Annotated in this window: 20 protein-coding genes; 12 read left to right on the top strand and 8 right to left on the bottom strand. The window is 48.6% G+C overall.

The window, feature by feature from the left end:
- Positions 1-11: 11 nt before the first annotated feature.
- The 8 genes from fliL to rcsA all read left to right on the top strand — a co-directional run bounded on the left by fliL (position 12) and on the right by rcsA (position 5,014).
- The gene (fliL, locus tag OH773_RS07940; protein ID WP_270144611.1) at positions 12-479 is read left to right on the top strand and encodes a flagellar basal body-associated protein FliL; all 468 of its coding nucleotides are present in this window, start codon (positions 12-14) and stop codon (positions 477-479) included.
- Between the two features lie 4 nt (positions 480-483).
- Positions 484-1,488 (top strand): flagellar motor switch protein FliM, encoded by a 1,005-nt coding sequence (fliM, locus tag OH773_RS07935; RefSeq protein WP_183269753.1) that lies wholly within the window; start codon positions 484-486, stop codon positions 1,486-1,488.
- Complete coding sequence (fliN, locus tag OH773_RS07930; RefSeq protein WP_270144608.1) at positions 1,485-1,898, top strand: flagellar motor switch protein FliN; 414 nt, start codon at positions 1,485-1,487, stop codon at positions 1,896-1,898. Before fliM ends, fliN begins: the two co-directional genes overlap by 4 nt.
- A gap of 19 nt (positions 1,899-1,917) precedes the next feature.
- Complete coding sequence (gene fliO, locus OH773_RS07925; protein WP_270144606.1) at positions 1,918-2,325, top strand: flagellar biosynthetic protein FliO; 408 nt, start codon at positions 1,918-1,920, stop codon at positions 2,323-2,325.
- The gene (gene fliP / locus OH773_RS07920) at positions 2,325-3,062 is read left to right on the top strand and encodes a flagellar type III secretion system pore protein FliP (RefSeq protein ID WP_270144604.1); all 738 of its coding nucleotides are present in this window, start codon (positions 2,325-2,327) and stop codon (positions 3,060-3,062) included. Before fliO ends, fliP begins: the two co-directional genes overlap by 1 nt.
- 11 nt (positions 3,063-3,073) lie before the next feature.
- Positions 3,074-3,343 carry a flagellar biosynthesis protein FliQ gene (gene fliQ, locus OH773_RS07915; RefSeq protein WP_064545507.1) on the top strand — a complete coding sequence of 90 codons (270 nt, stop codon included), beginning with the start codon at positions 3,074-3,076 and terminating at the stop codon, positions 3,341-3,343.
- Positions 3,340-4,125, top strand: a complete 786-nt coding sequence (gene fliR / locus OH773_RS07910) for a flagellar biosynthetic protein FliR (protein ID WP_270144599.1) — start codon at positions 3,340-3,342, stop codon at positions 4,123-4,125. The genes fliQ and fliR overlap by 4 nt, the downstream gene beginning before the upstream one ends.
- 265 nt (positions 4,126-4,390) lie before the next feature.
- A complete protein-coding gene (gene rcsA, locus OH773_RS07905; RefSeq protein WP_270144597.1) occupies positions 4,391-5,014 on the top strand; it encodes a transcriptional regulator RcsA in 624 nt (207 codons plus the stop codon).
- 66 nt (positions 5,015-5,080) lie between these two features.
- Here the strand turns inward: rcsA and dsrB are convergent, their stop codons facing one another.
- On the bottom strand, positions 5,081-5,269 hold the full coding sequence (gene dsrB, locus OH773_RS07900; protein WP_183269759.1) for a protein DsrB: 189 nt from the start codon (positions 5,267-5,269) through the stop codon (positions 5,081-5,083).
- Between the two features lie 132 nt (positions 5,270-5,401).
- Here dsrB and yodD point away from each other — a divergent pair, with 132 nt between their 5' ends.
- Entirely contained in the window at positions 5,402-5,623 is a 222-nt protein-coding gene (yodD, locus tag OH773_RS07895; protein ID WP_183269760.1) for a YodD family peroxide/acid resistance protein, read from the top strand.
- A 316-nt stretch (positions 5,624-5,939) separates the two neighbouring features.
- Positions 5,940-6,761 carry a mannosyl-3-phosphoglycerate phosphatase-related protein gene (locus OH773_RS07890; protein WP_270144593.1) on the top strand — a complete coding sequence of 274 codons (822 nt, stop codon included), beginning with the start codon at positions 5,940-5,942 and terminating at the stop codon, positions 6,759-6,761.
- A 1-nt stretch (position 6,762) separates the two neighbouring features.
- Here OH773_RS07890 and dgcQ read toward each other — a convergent pair whose 3' ends face one another.
- The 3 genes from dgcQ to OH773_RS07875 all read right to left on the bottom strand — a co-directional run bounded on the left by dgcQ (position 6,763) and on the right by OH773_RS07875 (position 9,841).
- The gene (dgcQ, locus tag OH773_RS07885) at positions 6,763-8,439 is read right to left on the bottom strand and encodes a cellulose biosynthesis regulator diguanylate cyclase DgcQ (RefSeq protein ID WP_270144591.1); all 1,677 of its coding nucleotides are present in this window, start codon (positions 8,437-8,439) and stop codon (positions 6,763-6,765) included.
- A 215-nt stretch (positions 8,440-8,654) separates the two neighbouring features.
- Positions 8,655-8,834, bottom strand: a complete 180-nt coding sequence (locus tag OH773_RS07880) for a YodC family protein (protein WP_270144589.1) — start codon at positions 8,832-8,834, stop codon at positions 8,655-8,657.
- Between the two features lie 92 nt (positions 8,835-8,926).
- A complete protein-coding gene (locus tag OH773_RS07875; protein WP_270144587.1) occupies positions 8,927-9,841 on the bottom strand; it encodes a DUF808 domain-containing protein in 915 nt (304 codons plus the stop codon).
- A 172-nt stretch (positions 9,842-10,013) separates the two neighbouring features.
- Here OH773_RS07875 and yedA point away from each other — a divergent pair, with 172 nt between their 5' ends.
- Positions 10,014-10,931: a drug/metabolite exporter YedA gene (gene yedA, locus OH773_RS07870; RefSeq protein ID WP_270144585.1), complete on the top strand. Its 918-nt coding sequence runs from the start codon at positions 10,014-10,016 to the stop codon at positions 10,929-10,931.
- Here yedA and OH773_RS07865 read toward each other — a convergent pair whose 3' ends face one another.
- The 4 genes from OH773_RS07865 to drpB form a co-directional block, all read right to left on the bottom strand.
- A complete protein-coding gene (locus OH773_RS07865) occupies positions 10,932-11,432 on the bottom strand; it encodes a very short patch repair endonuclease (protein WP_270144582.1) in 501 nt (166 codons plus the stop codon).
- A 46-nt stretch (positions 11,433-11,478) separates the two neighbouring features.
- A complete protein-coding gene (locus OH773_RS07860) occupies positions 11,479-12,897 on the bottom strand; it encodes a DNA cytosine methyltransferase (RefSeq protein WP_270145747.1) in 1,419 nt (472 codons plus the stop codon).
- 126 nt (positions 12,898-13,023) lie between these two features.
- Positions 13,024-13,728 carry a phosphohydrolase gene (locus tag OH773_RS07855; RefSeq protein ID WP_270144581.1) on the bottom strand — a complete coding sequence of 235 codons (705 nt, stop codon included), beginning with the start codon at positions 13,726-13,728 and terminating at the stop codon, positions 13,024-13,026.
- A gap of 144 nt (positions 13,729-13,872) precedes the next feature.
- Positions 13,873-14,109, bottom strand: coding sequence for a cell division protein DrpB (gene drpB / locus OH773_RS07850; protein ID WP_183270283.1), 237 nt, complete (start codon positions 14,107-14,109; stop codon positions 13,873-13,875).
- Between the two features lie 603 nt (positions 14,110-14,712).
- Between drpB and ompC the strand changes: the two genes are divergently transcribed.
- On the top strand, positions 14,713-15,852 hold the full coding sequence (ompC, locus tag OH773_RS07845; protein ID WP_270144579.1) for a porin OmpC: 1,140 nt from the start codon (positions 14,713-14,715) through the stop codon (positions 15,850-15,852).
- Positions 15,853-15,974: the final 122 nt, after the last annotated feature.

The raw sequence follows: 15,974 nt of genomic DNA, 5'->3' as shown, positions 1-15,974 counted from the left end.
AGATGCGTTTTATGACTGACACCGCTTTGCCAAAAAGCCGCAAGAGCTCCATCTGGATGATGTTACTGGTCCTGATTACTCTTGCTGCGTGTGCTACCGCAGGTTACAGCTACTGGCGTATGAAGCAGCAACCCGCTTCCGCTCAGACTAAGGCGCCTGAGCCACCGCCAGCCCCCGTGTTTTATGCACTGGATACTTTCACCGTTAACCTCGGTGATGCTGACCGCGTTTTGTACATCGGTGTCACATTACGTCTGAAGGATGAAGGCACGCGCCAACGTCTGAGCGAATTTTTGCCGGAAGTGCGCAGTCGCTTACTGCTGCTGTTTTCTCGTCAGGACGGCGCGGCTCTGGCGACCGATGAAGGCAAACAAAAGCTGGTTGAAGCCATAAAGAATACGCTGGCTCCGCCGCTGGTCGCCGGACAACCTCAGCAGGTAGTCAGCGACGTGCTGTATACCGCCTTTATTTTGCGGTAATCCCATGGGCGATAGCATTCTTTCACAGGCCGAAATTGATGCACTGTTAAATGGCGACAGTGACAGTAGCGATGAACCGACTGCGGGTGCATCGACGGAAACGGACATTCGTCCGTATGATCCCAATACTCAGCGTCGCGTGGTGCGTGAACGCCTACAGGCGCTGGAGATCATTAACGAGCGTTTTGCCCGTCAGTTCCGCATGGGGCTGTTTAACCTGTTACGTCGTAGCCCGGACATTACCGTCGGGGCGATTCGCATTCAGCCTTATCACGAATTTGCCCGTAACCTGCCGGTCCCCACCAACCTCAACCTGATGCACCTGAAACCGCTGCGCGGTACAGGTTTGTTCGTGTTTTCACCCAGCCTGGTTTTCATCGCCGTTGATAACCTATTTGGTGGCGATGGGCGTTTTCCTACCAAAGTGGAAGGCCGGGAATTTACCCATACCGAACAACGTGTGATTAACCGCATGCTGAAGCTGGCGCTGGAATCGTACAGCGACGCGTGGAAAGCCATTTATCCGCTTGATGTGGAATATGTGCGTTCCGAAATGCAGGTGAAATTTACCAATATCACGACGTCGCCAAACGACATCGTGGTGAATACCCCGTTCCATGTCGAGATAGGCAACCTGACCGGCGAATTTAATATCTGTCTGCCGTTTAGCATGATTGAGCCGTTGCGCGAGCTATTGGTGAATCCGCCGCTGGAAAACTCCCGCCAGGAAGACCAAAGCTGGCGCGATACGTTGGTGCGTCAGGTACAGCATTCCGAGCTGGAACTGATTGCCAACTTCGCTGACATTCCGCTGCGTTTGTCGCAAATCTTAAAATTGAAACCTGGCGACGTGCTGCCGATTGATAAACCGGACAGAATTCTGGCACACGTTGACGGTGTTCCGGTGCTGACCAGTCAGTACGGCACGCTAAACGGTCAGTACGCTTTGCGCGTCGAACATTTGATCAACCCGATACTGAATTCGCTGAACGAGGAACAGCCCAAATGAGTGATATGAATCAACCGTCCGACGACAATGCCGGCTCCGTGGACGATCTGTGGGCTGATGCGTTAAACGAACAAAAAGTCTCCACCAGCAAAAGTACCGCCGATAGCGTGTTCCGTGCGCTGGAAGGCAATGACATAGCCGGAGCGATGCAGGACATCGACCTGATTATGGACATTCCGGTCAAGCTGACCGTGGAGCTGGGCCGAACGCGTATGACCATTAAAGAACTGCTGCGTTTATCGCAAGGTTCGGTCGTGGCACTCGATGGCCTCGCAGGCGAGCCGCTGGATATCCTGATCAACGGGTATTTGATTGCGCAAGGTGAAGTGGTAGTGGTGGCTGACAAATACGGCGTACGCATCACCGACATCATCACGCCATCTGAGCGTATGCGTCGTCTGAGTCGTTAACTCAATGAGCTGTTAATTGATGAAGAATCAGGCAACCATTCAGCAGCAACCCGCCACCAGTACCGGTTCACCTTTGGTACAAGTCAGTGGTGCGTTAACGGCGATTATCATTTTTATCTTGCTGGCTGCCTGGGTAGCAAAACGTTTTGGTTTCACTCCCAAAACGGGCTCCAGCAAAGAGATGAAAGTCAGCGCCAGTTGCAGCGTTGGCCCGCGCGAACGGGTGGTGATTGTGGATGTCGCAGATGCGCGTCTGGTGCTCGGCGTCACCGGCGGGCAAATCACCCATTTGCATACCCTGCCAGCCGCACCCGTGGTTGAAGCTGTGTCTCCTGCGGCCCCTGCTGATTTCCGTGAATTGATGAAACACAGTCTGATGAAAACTAGCCAGATAAAAAGCATGCTTAAACGTAACGGGGAAGATTGATGAAACGTTGGCTGCCCTTCTCGTTGCTCGGCCTGCTGTTAGTGATGCCAGCCGCTGTTGCTCAACTGCCAGGGCTTATTAGCCAGCCGATGTCCAACGGCGGTCAAAGCTGGACGCTACCGGTTCAGACGCTGGTTTTTATAACCTCGCTGACTTTTTTACCGGCCATCCTGCTGATGATGACCAGCTTCACGCGCATCATTATTGTTTTTGGTCTGCTACGCAGTGCGTTAGGCACCCCGTCAGCACCGCCAAACCAGGTACTGCTTGGGCTGGCGCTGTTTTTGACCTTTTTCATTATGGCTCCGGTATTCGATAAAATTTATACCGACGCCTATCAGCCGTTTAGCGAGAACAAAATCCAGATGGATGAAGCGCTGGAAAAAGGTTCGCAGCCCCTTCGCGAGTTCATGCTGCGCCAAACTCGTGAAGCCGATCTGGCGTTATTTGCCCGCCTGGCCAATACGCCACCGCTCGAAGGCCCGGAAGTGGTGCCAATGCGCATATTGCTCCCGGCTTATGTCACCAGCGAGCTGAAAACGGCCTTCCAGATTGGCTTTACGGTATTCATTCCGTTTTTGATTATCGACCTGGTGATCGCCAGCGTGCTGATGGCGCTGGGGATGATGATGGTGCCACCGGCAACCATTGCCCTGCCCTTTAAATTAATGCTGTTTGTATTGGTGGATGGCTGGCAACTGCTGGTCGGCTCGCTGGCACAGAGTTTCTACAGTTAGAGGGAAAAAAGATGACTCCTGAGTCGGTCATGATGATGGGCACCGAAGCGATGAAAGTGGCTTTGGCGCTCGCTGCACCGTTGTTGATGGTGGCATTGGTCACAGGTCTTATCATCAGCATGCTACAAGCCGCCACGCAGATTAACGAAATGACTCTTTCGTTCATCCCTAAAATTCTGGCCGTGTTTGTCACGATTATCGTGGCTGGGCCATGGATGCTCAATCTGCTGCTGGATTACATGCGCACGCTGCTCACAAATATCCCGATGAACATTGGATGATTCATGTTGATAGCGGGCAATGGCTCACATTACTGAGCATGGGATTCTGGCCATTTCTGCGCATTATGGCCCTGATCTCCACCGCCCCGATTCTGAGCGAACGATCAATTTCTAAGAAGGTGAAAATTGGCCTTGGGATAATGATCACCTGGATAATTGCCCCAACGATACCCGCAGCGAATGTGACCATTTTCTCGGCTGCTGGTTTCTGGCTTGGTGCACAGCAAATTTTGATTGGCATTGCGCTGGGCTTCACCATGCAGTTTGCCTTTGCCGCCATTCGTACTGCCGGAGAAATCATCGGTCTACAGATGGGCTTGTCTTTTGCCACCTTCTTTGACCCTGGTAGCCGCCTGAACATGCCGGTACTGGCACGTTTTATGGACATGCTGGCAATGTTGCTATTTCTGGTGTTTAACGGCCATTTATGGCTGATTTCGATGCTGGTCGACACTTTTCACACCCTGCCCATCGGCGGAAATCCGATCAACAGTAACGCCTTTATGGCGCTGACGCGCGCAGGCGGTTTAATCTTCATTAACGGCTTAATGTTGGCGCTCCCGCTGATTACATTACTGCTGACATTGAACATCGCCCTCGGTTTACTTAACCGTATGTCCCCGCAACTTTCCGTGTTCGTCATAGGTTTTCCGCTCACGCTTGCGGTGGGTATGTTAGTCATGACGGCCTTAATTCCTTTAATGGCTCCATTCACTGAACATTTATTTAGTGAAGTATTTAATTTGCTCGCAGATATTGTGAGCGAAATACCCGCAAATTAATTCCACATTCTTTGTAGCGTCTTACTGAGGATATTCCTAAAAGATTTCTTAAATAACATCCACCAGGATATATCCGGCGCGGCTTATATGCTTTTAGCTATCTCACAAAATGTAATATTCACTTTACTTTGAGAACTTTCTTAGCAAATTATACATGGCTTTACTGGATAGTTATTGCGCCTATTTCCTAAATAATTCGAGGGGCAGGACATCTCTGTAGCTCGAAGTCTGACGGATATAAAATACTTAATTACGGGTGGGGGTTATGTCAACAATCATTATGGATTTATGCAGTTATACCCGGCTAGGATTAACAGGATATTTAACCAGCCGTGGCATACGAAAACGACAGATGACCAACGTGGAGACTATCGAGGAACTGACGCAAGCCTGCGAGTCTCAGACGCCCAATGTGGTGTTTATTAATGAAGACTGTTTCATCCATGATGCTCAAAGCAGCGAGAAAATTAAGCAGATCATTAATCAGCATCCCAATACTTTATTCCTGGTCTTTATGGCGATAGCGAACGTTCATTTTGATGAATATCTTTTGGTTCGGAATAATCTGTTAATCAGTTCCAAATCAATAAAGCCAGAGTCTTTAGATGAAATTCTTTCTGAATATTTAGCAAAAAATGCGCATTGCATCGGCCATATTAATTTACCCACGTTATCATTAAGCCGAACTGAGTCAAATATGCTCAAAATGTGGATGTCTGGGCAAGGCACAATTCAAATATCAGACCAGATGAATATAAAAGCTAAAACGGTGTCATCGCATAAGGGAAATATAAAGAGGAAGATAAAAACGCATAATAAGCAAGTGATCTATCACGTGGTCCGACTGACGGATAATGTGACCAATGGTATTTTTGTTAATTTGCGCTAGCCTGTGATTTCTGGTCCGCCAGCGGTTTGATGGAGGCGGATAGCGCATGCTAATCCGCCCAGGCGTCTACTCCGAATGCTCGACAAAAATACCGTCCGGGTGTCCTAACTCGTTAAAGAACCAGATCCCCAGCGGATACTCCTCAAGCGACACCAGATACATCGTACCTTCGCTAAACTGTTCTACCGCTAACACCACGCCTGGCCGACGAGGGCCACCATCGGTTTTTACTGTGACGCGATCGTTGATATTCATAACAAAATCCCTCCAGTTGCTTTGTGCCAGTTTAGATCAAAAACGACTCATTCGCATCGGGTGATGCCCAACCTTAAGGGTTTATTTAAGCGTCTATACTTAATCTCGGGTACACCCCAGGAGGACGACGGCATGAAGAGCGCGAAAGACCTCAATGACACGGCACGTATCGATGTCGATGCGTTGCTGGCAGCCATCAATGAGATAAGCGAAAGTGAAGTTACACGTGCGAGCGATAGCGATGATCCCCATCGGGTGAGTATCGATGGCCGCACATGGCATACCTACTCCGAACTCGCGGAAGCCTTTGAGCTGGATATACACGATTTTAGCGTTAATGAAGTGAACCGCTAGAGACCTAACAGGTATAAAAGAATCCCGGCGAGAAAGCCGGGACTAAACTTGCGTTAGCAAGAAGCACTTGAAAATTCGTTACACCAGGAAATCTGATGTGCGTTCACCATACCTCAGTTTTATTTCAAAACAATGAAATATTCACCATATGTATATATAGATTTCGACTATGGCCAGGTGAAAAAGCGCAGGCATTTCTTGCCTGACGCGGCTTCCGGTAAAATTTTGCGTACCTCTATATGATTAGTGTTATTGATCTAATTGAGAAAAATCTTAACCATCAGGATCTTCATTTTTGAATTTCAGGAGACGCTCCATGCCATATTTGCACGATCCGTTATTAATCATTTCAGATCTGGATGGCACGCTGCTGGAGCATCACTCCTATCGGTGGGAAGCCGCCAGTCAGTGGATCAGCATGTTGCGCCAACACGACATCCCCTTGATTTTATGCAGCGCAAAATGTGCCGCTGAAATGATGGAATGGCAACATGAATTGTCATTAACGGGGCAGGCATTTATCGCGGAAAACGGCGCGGTGATTCAGCTTGATACGCGATGGAGTGACAGTGACGACTACCCTCGCCTGTTTACCGGAATCCGCCATGAAGAACTGTTTTCTCTGCTTGATAAGCTACGGCAGAAATTTGGCTTTAAGTTCACCTGTTTTGCCGATGTTGACGAGAATACCCTTTGCGAACTGACGGGGCTGACACGAAAACAGGCAAGCCTTGCTAAGCTCAGCGAAGCATCGGAAACATTAATCTGGCGCGATAGCGACGACATGATGACGGCGTTTAGCGAGCAGCTCGCATCACTTGGTTTAATGATGTTACAAGGCGGACGATTCTGGCATGTGCTCGATATGCAGGCGGGTAAAGATCACGCGGTACATTGGCTGCAACTGCAATATCAGCAACGTGAAGGGAAAAGGCACATAACGATTGGGCTCGGCGACAGCCCAAGTGATGCTTTATTACTGGATAGCGTCGATTATGCGGTCGTCGTGAAAGGCTACAGCCGCCAACCCATCACGCTGAAGAATGACAATCCGCAGCGCGTGTATCGCAGCCAGAATTATGGCCCTGAAGGATGGAGAGAGGGTCTTGACCACTTCATCACGATAAAATCGCGCTGACTTAATCGTGGCTACAGACCCGATTGCGCCCGTCCTGTTTCGCTTTGTACAAGCGATGGTCTGCGTGGGATTGCAGCCGTTCAAAATCGTAATCGTTGAATTCCTGAGCGCTGCTGACGCCGAAGGATGCGCTGATCCTCGTCGTATTGCCCTGCTTTAACAGCAGATCTTTAGTATTGATACGCACTCTGATGCGTTCAGCCACTTTTACCGCTTCTTCAAGCGTCGTGTCAGGCAGAACGATACAAAACTCTTCTCCGCCAACGCGCCCGGCGACATCTCCCTGACGAAACGCATCACTGAGCATCGCTGCTGCATGGGCCAGGACTTTATCGCCACTGTTGTGCCCAAAACGGTCGTTGATGCTTTTAAAGAGATCGAGGTCCATCTGAATAACAGAGAATGGCTGGGCTTGCAGCTTGCATTCCTGTGACAATTTTTGCGCAATTTCGAAGAAAGCCCCGCGATTGTATAAGCGCGTTAATGTGTCGTAATTCGCACGCCAGGTCAGCGTTTTTTGCAGGCTGAACATGTTATTCACCAGGCGACGGATCACAATCCAGGAAACAACCAACATAAGCGTAAACAGCATCCACAGAACGCTGAGCACAATACTGATGCGACCAAACTCACCTTGAACTCCCTCTTCCAGGGTATGCACTTTTACCAGCAAGCCGTCAAAGTTGTTGAGCTTCGCCCACGTGATAAAACGGCTGTCCATGCGTAATTCGCCCTGCTCCCCAGGTTTTGCTGCCGTCACGACACTGGCAATTTGTGCCAACTGAGGCGCAGTAAATAATTCATGTTTCGGCAGCTGTTGAGCCGAGGTGGCGATAGGGTTGAGTTCGTTGTCATAGAGCAACACCGTGCCTTCATGATCGTCATATTTGGCTTGTTGTAAAAAATCATGCAGTGAGTCAATCGGGTAATCGAATGCCAGAATGCCGTACCAGCGGCCATTGAAGTCCAGGGGAATTGCCGCCGTAATGATCTGCCCGGTGGTGCTGTTCGCATCAAATGTGTGTGTCCATCGCAATGCCCGAGAGGGATTATTTTGCGGCGATTGCGAGGAAAAATAGGGTTGCGAGATTAAACGTTGATACAAAGAAATGATCTTCGGATCATTGGTTGAGGGGGTGTTAGTCAGGAAAAAGCCGCTTCGCGAAGCATAGAATATCCGCTGCGGTAACAGTCGTGACCGGTCGGATAAGCGCATGATATAGCTCAATTCGAGCGCTGAACTGAGTTCCGTGTGAACCGTCTCATCATTGCGGTCGAGCAACGGATTGCTGTTAACAAACTCGTCCGAAACGCCATTTACCGGCAAACTGCGATTTAAATCGAGGCGCAGTTGCCAGAACGCTTCGGTGCGTAAAAGATCAAACTCGGCGAGGGATTTACGGGTTCGGTCCGTTGAGATCGGGGATTGCAGCGCGTAGAACATGGTATTGCGATAAAACAGCAAATTATCGATGTTGTGCTGAAGTTGTCTGTCCAGCAGAGTTGCGACGTTATCGAGGCTGTTGCGTTGGTTAGCGACGTATGCCCCTTCAAGCACCACAGCTTCACGCCACGTCAGTACCGTGGAAAAGATAAAAACCACTATAAAACAAAGGTTAACTATATTTCGTGGATTTTTGAAACGGCTGATATCGCGCTGAATTACCTCGCCAAACACTCACACTCTCCCTGATACCGCAATCATCTTATCGCCAGTCACAGCTGCCGTAGTCTTTTTCTCGCAAGGCATGGGACGGTTCTTAGTAATAGTGTCGTAGATTATCACCCAGAGTGATTTTCAAGGGTAAATATATTCGCGAAAAGTATATCACTCCACAGGCGGACGGGGGTCAGGAAAAAAAATCGCCCGGTCATTGACCGGGCGATTCATCTTTATCCTTGTGACACGCTCCCTGTTGTCAGTGGGGCCAAATCATCCTCTCGGAAGGCCTCACGTTTTACGCCATAACCATCATACCAACGACACTCCACCATACCGCTGGAAAACCCGGTAACAATCATCCTTGGGCCACCATTCTTAGGTTGGACTTCATCGCTGACCAAAAAGACCATAACTGCCTCCTGTATCAGGGGTGAAAACTTCTACAGTTATAGACAATGACCTGCTTTTTTGCCTGGATTTAAATGAAAATAACGATAAAAAATTAGTGAACTGTGCTGTTACGCAGGCGACTTAACGCGTTTACCACTGCCAATACAATGGCCCCGATGATAAATCCGATAATCAGATTTGCCACCGTTGGCCCCAGCAAATGCACGATGCCACCCATTTTCTGTGCCCAATTTTCAATGGCGTGATGAAGCATCGGAATACCATGAACCAGAATACCGCCGCCGACCAAAAACATCGCCAATGTCCCAACGACCGATAAGAATTTCATCAGCCACGGCGCCAGTATTAACAGCCCTTTACCGATGCCGCGTGCGACCATCGAACCTTTTTCAACCAGCCAGAAACCGAGGTCATCAAGTTTCACGATGATGCCTACCAGGCCATAAACCCCGACGGTTACCACTATTGCAATCCCTGACAGCACCAACACCTGGTTAAGCAAAGGAGCGCTTGCAACAATCCCTAATGTAATCGCGACAATTTCTGCCGAGAGAATAAAGTCGGTGCGAATGGCCCCTTTGACTTTATCTTTTTCATAAATTAGCGGGTCCTGGGCGGCAATATCGTCCAGTCGCTGTTGTCGGGCTTCCGGTGTTTCTTTGTGTTTACGCGCATGCAGGGAGTGAACAACTTTCTCCACGCCTTCATAACAAAGAAATGCCCCACCAATCATCAATAAAGGTGTAATGGCCCAAGGAGCAAAAGCACTGATGATTAACGCCAGCGGAACGAGGATCACCTTATTAATGGCGGAACCCTTCGCCACCTGCCAGACCACCGGTAGTTCGCGGTTAGCCCGCACGCCAGAAACTTGTTGCGCATTGAGCGACAGATCATCGCCCAGCACCCCCGCCGTTTTCTTCGCAGCCAGTTTGCCCATCATCGAAATATCGTCCAGCAAGGTGGCGATATCATCCAGCAGTGTTAGTAAGCTACTTCCAGCCAAAATAAGTATCCTTCTTTGTTAGTTTGTACTCAGTATGGAACAAAAGGTCGCTCACGAAAATCAAAGTCCGCTGTCAATAAAAATTAACAATCTTACAACAAGTAAAATCCTCGCCAGAACGACGGTTTTGACGTTAACTATTAGCCTTATTACTAAAAAGCCGTGAGGAAGTATGCGCGTTCGTTCGGGTCAGTTGCTGCCGCTTGTTGCTGCATTGTTTGCGTTGTATATCATCTGGGGTTCCACTTACTTTGCGATCGCCATCGGGGTGAAAAGCTTGCCTCCATTTATGATGGCCGGTGTGCGATTCATGGTCGCAGGTGTCCTTCTCATGGCGGTTTTGTTGCTGCGGGGCCATAAATTACCTGCCCTGCGTCCCATGCTTAACGCTGCGTTAATTGGCGTATTATTGCTGGCGGTTGGCAACGGTTTTGTTACGGTTGCTGAGCATCAACATGTTCCTTCTGGCATTGCCGCCGTGATGGTGGCCACCGTTCCCCTCTTTACGCTGTGTTTTAGCCGCTTGTTTGGTATTCAGACCCGTAAGCTGGAATGGCTTGGGATCGCCATTGGTCTGGGCGGTATCGTGTTGCTTAACAGCGGAGGAAACCTGAGCGGGAATCCATGGGGCGCAATTTTGATTTTGATTGGCTCATTAAGCTGGGCCTTCGGTTCGGTCTACGGGTCACGCATTGAATTGCCGACTGGCTTAATGGCAGGAGCCGTTGAAATGCTGGCCGCAGGGATTGTTTTGCTGACGGCCTCGGCGTTAACCGGCGAGCGTCTGACCTCTATGCCAACGCCTGCGGGTTTCGCGGCAGTCGCTTATCTTTCTCTGTTTGGTTCGATTATTGCCATCAGCGCATACATGTATCTGATTCGTAATGTCGCGCCCGCGGTTGCCACCAGTTACGCCTACGTCAATCCGGTCGTTGCGGTGTTATTGGGAACGGGTTTTGCCGGGGAAAGTTTATCCCCTGTGGAATGGCTGGCCCTTGGCGTGATTATCTTTGCGGTGGTGTTGGTGACACTGGGGAAATATCTGCTGCCCCCAAAGCCGGTAGTGACCATCTGTGAGGTAGAAAAGTAATCAGCTTTCGGGTGGCTGCTGCCACCCGTCGTCGTCAAGCTCGTGTATTCCAAGGGTGTCGATTTGTGCATGATGCCCGCCGCTACAAATCCATTCCTCAAGACGTTCGCAAAGTGCGACATCATTCAGTTTCTCACGGCCACGCAGCGCACATTCCCACACCAGAAGCACTCGCCACCCTTCACTTAATAAACGCCGTACATCGCGCTTATCGCGTTCGACATTCTTGCCTATTTTATCCAACCAAAACTCGGTACGCGTGGCAGGAACTTTAAACAAGTAGCAATGATGGTGATGCCAGAAACAACCGTGCGCAAAAATAACGCAACGCTGCTCATCAATAACCATGTCGGGTTTCCCGGCAAGCGTTGCATCCTGTACGCGATAGGAAAATCCACATTCGCTTAATAACGTGACGAGACGTTTTTCAATTGCCGTATCGCGTGTCGCAATAGCACGCATATTCTTGCTACGAACCGCTTTGCTGTGTACATCAACCATCGGTTTTCCTTTTATGTACACGCAAATCATGCGCGCTATTGTTGAGTTACTTGGTCAGGCGCTTTTTGACCGCCTGCTTAATTTTCGGCTCAAGTAGCTTTGCCACCGCAGCAAAAGCAGGGACCACCACCGAGTTACCAAACTGCCGGTAAGCCTGAGTATCAGAGACCGGAATACGGAACGCGTTCCCCTGAACCGTTTCAAACCCCATCAGTCGCGCACATTCACGCGGCGTTAAGCGGCGTGGGCGGCGGCGCTGATTCTCTGCATTATCAAAATCGGCCTCTCCCTGCGACTTGTCCCAACCACGATCCACGAGGATTTCTGCGCCGTCTTTGTAGTAACGCGCGGATAAAGTCCGGGCCACACTCGTTGGGTTCGTTGGGTCAACCAGACCGTAACCAAAACCATTCCCCTTAGCCTGGTGCTTTTTCGCGTAATTGTAGAGGTACTTCCAGAGCGTCGGCGTCAGGATATATTTCGCGTCCACCGCGGGTTCAAGTAATTCACCAAATGTTGGGCGACGTTTTGGGTAACACTCGCTAAGTTTACGCAGCGTGAAATCGTGATGCAGATTAAGATCCCGGCGGAAACCGACCAGCACAATTCGTTCGCGATGTTGCGGCAGGAAATTTTTACCGTCGATGATTTTAGGGTCACCTGCCCCCATGATTGCCGCATCAGAGACTTCGTAACCCAGGTTATCCAGAGTTTCCATGATGATACGGAAGGTGTTGCCTTTATCGTGGCTTTTTAAATTTTTGACGTTTTCCAGTACAAAAATGGCAGGTCGTTTCGCGTCAATGATGCGAGCAACATCGAAGAACAGCGTACCCTGCGTTTCGCATGCAAACCCGTGAGCACGGCCCAGCGCATTTTTCTTCGACACACCGGCTAGAGAAAACGGCTGGCAGGGGAAACCGGCCAGCAGCACATCATGATCGGGCATCGTCGCCTGAATATGCGCAGTGGCTTGCTCATCGCTGACATCATCCCGGTGGCTGAGGGTGACGTCACGGATATCCTGATTGAACTGATGACTTTCAGGACAGCAATACCAGTTGGCTTTATAAGTGCGCACCGCAAATTTATTCCACTCGCTGGTAAACACGCATTGCCCGCCAATCGCTTCGAATCCGCTACGAATACCGCCAATGCCCGCAAATAAATCGACGAATTTAAACGCGTACTTTCCATGGTGCGCAGGTTGTGGAGGCAACATACTTTGCAGCATTGTGCTTTCGGCTGGAGTCAGTGTGCGAGGCGATGTCTTGCGGTTAACCCAACGGTTTAGCGATTCGCGAGTCCAGTCTCCGCTGACCTGGCGCAAATGATGAGCCACGGTTTTCTGGTCATAGATTTCCAGAATACGGCCCACTAAGGCGTAGTCTTCTTCCAGTTGCTGTTGTTGCTGGTGGTGCGATTGTTGTGAGAGTTGCTCGGCAATAGCGTCGAAGTCGTTCATCATGAACCAATTCAGGGAAAATAGAGTGCAACTCTATCACTGATTTGACCCAGAGAAAAACAGAACGGCCCGCAAACAATGCGGGCATCCTTTTATTTTTAGAACGAAAATTTTAGAACGAAATTTTTATGAAGAGCGTTTGTTGGACGTAAATTGTTCGACGACCTTGCTTTCAATACCGTAGTAATCGCCTTTGAGTTCAGCACACAGCTTAGCCATGTAATGCACTAAAAAATCAGCATTGTAATGGGCCAGTTTTCGTCCCGCTTCGGTTTGCATGGTTTCAGGCAGTTTCAATAGTTTTTTCTGGAAATGGTCGAGTGCGTAGGTGGCGTCGTCCAGTTCACGGCCATGTGCGAGTGGGTCTTCGCTATCAAACAAGGGGCGACCTAAAGCGCCTGAAGTGTAAAACACGCGGGCAAGCCCTATTGCGCCTAATGACTCCAGACGGTCAGCATCTTGCACCACTTTCGCTTCAAGGGTCTGCGGCGTAATGGCAGCGCTGAAACTGTGCGCACGCACCGCATGAGCAACCGCATCGTATAGCGGATGAGGAAAATCAGGAAAATGCACATCAAGAATACGCAGTGTTTCTTGTGCTGCCTGTGTGGAAGCGAGGTGTCGCTCGGGATGATTTTTCGGCAAATTGACGATGTCATGGAAGTAACACGCGGTGAGTACCACCAGCCGGTCGGCTTCTGTCGTTTCCATGATTTGTTGCGCGGTTTTCCATACTCGCCGGAAATGGGCCACATCGTGGGCTTTATCGTCCTGCAACCAGTTGTGGTGCAAATACTCTTCAAAACGCGCTTGCCAGAGGGCTATCGGCATACGTACTCCTTACTTCGTAGCTGGACCCGGTACTTAATATGAGTACAAGATCACAGAATTAGCAAGTTCTACCCTGACAATAGCTCACCCTGGCACGATTTATACCTTTTGGATTTCGAGTACTTCGAAAGACAACGGGGATTTTCATCTGGCTCGCGTGTACCAGGCAAGGCAACCTAATAATGCCGCAACCGATCCCAAAACCAGTAAACCCATTAATGCGCCAAGAAGTTTCCCCCCCAGCGAACCCATATCCCCACCGGTGACGTCGCTCACTACCCAGAAGTAACGCAGTACAGCCCAAACCGTGTACAGGCAAAATCCATAAAACAACCACAGTGCCAATTTCCCACCCGGTGTGCGGGTCGGTTTCGCGTCCATAACGTCTGACATAAGTCTCTCAATTGCTTAGCTTGTTTATGCGATGGGTGTCCCATCTCCCTTATGTGATTTTTATCACATTTTTGCTGTTTTTTGACAGGCTAAAGTGCCCGTTTTAATTAGGATGAGTCTTAAAATTGTAAGATATAATGTTGTTTTTCATGACATTAACAATAAAGTTACATTTGAGCATTTATTAACCCACGTATATTCACGAAAAATAAAGTGCGCTTCATATTATATAAAACGTTTATAAAATAAAAGTTATCACCTTTAAAACCTATGTTTAAGATTCGATAAACCTTATATTAAATAACATTTAATCATTCCGATATAATACAGCACGAAATGAATTACAATTTCATATAATACCTTATAAATATATATTAATTATAAATTAGAATAGTCTTAATTAATGTTAATATTTTTAAAAATCAATGAGTTACACTCACACCCTTCAGACACACTTTGTATTATTTGAACCAATACAGTTACATGATTGCAGATAAATATATTGAACTACCTGTAATAAGATTAATGCGTTTTTTGAGGAAGCCATACGATTAATTATTCATAATGATTATGATTTAAAGGAATATATAAATGAAAAGAACAGCACTGGCATTGGTGATCCCTGCATTATTGGCAATGGGTACTGCACACGCGGCGGAAATTTACAATAAAGATGGTAATAAGCTTGATTTATACGGCAAGGTTGATGCGCGTCATCAATTCTCTGACAACGCTGGCGATGATGGCGATCAGACTTATGTCCGTCTTGGTTTTAAAGGTGAAACTCAGATCAATTCCGAACTGACCGGTTATGGTCAGTGGGAATACAACATTCAAGCTAATGATACTGAAAGCAGCAGCAATCAGAGTGCAACTCGTCTGGGCTTCGCTGGTCTGAAATTTGGTGACTACGGCTCATTCGATTACGGTCGTAACTACGGCGTGGTCTACGACGTTGAAGCCTGGACCGATATGTTGCCTGTGTTTGGCGGTGACTCCTATACCAATACCGACAACTTTATGACCGGCCGTACGAATGGCGTGGCGACTTATCGTAACAACAACTTCTTTGGTCAGGTTGACGGTCTGAACTTCGCTATCCAGTACCAGGGGGCTAACGAAGGCAAAAATGGTTTGTTTGACCAGGAAGGCACCGGTAATCGCAGTGGGGATAGCAGCTCCATGCGTAAAGATAACGGCGATGGCTGGGGTATTTCTACTACCTATGATTTCGGTATGGGCTTCAATGCCGGTGCTGCATACGCTTCCTCGGATCGTACCAACGAACAGCAAAGTGGCAGTCTTGCGGGTGGCGAAAAAGCCGATGTCTGGACTGTTGGTCTGAAATACGACGCTAACAATATCTACCTGGCAGCGATGTACGCCGAAACACGTAACATGACACCGTTTGGTGATGGTGATACCAACATTGCCAATAAAACCCAGAACTTTGAAGTCACTGCTCAGTACCAGTTCGATTTCGGTCTGCGTCCAGAAATCTCTTACCTGCAATCTAAAGGTAAGGATTTAGTGAGTGACAATAAGAGCGACTGGAATGACAAAGACCTGGTTAAATACGTCTCTGTGGGCGCGAACTATTACCTGAACAAAAACTTCTCTACCTATGTTGATTACAAAATCAACCTGCTAGACAACGATGATGACTTCTACAAAGCAGCGGGTATTTCCACTGATGACGTTGTTGGCATTGGTATGATTTACCAGTTCTAATCTCAAACAAACTGGTTGTTTGTTAATCCAAAGCCCGCACTGCGGGCTTTTTACTTTACCGCTTCGATAATCCTTCATTCACAGATCTCATCCCTAATCGTTCTTAAAACCATTCAAAAAAG

It is taken from the genome of Buttiauxella sp. WJP83 (assembly GCF_027594725.1).
GTDB classification, from domain to species: Bacteria; Pseudomonadota; Gammaproteobacteria; order Enterobacterales; family Enterobacteriaceae; genus Buttiauxella; species Buttiauxella selenatireducens.
This window is presented reverse-complemented; position numbering and strand designations above follow the sequence as displayed.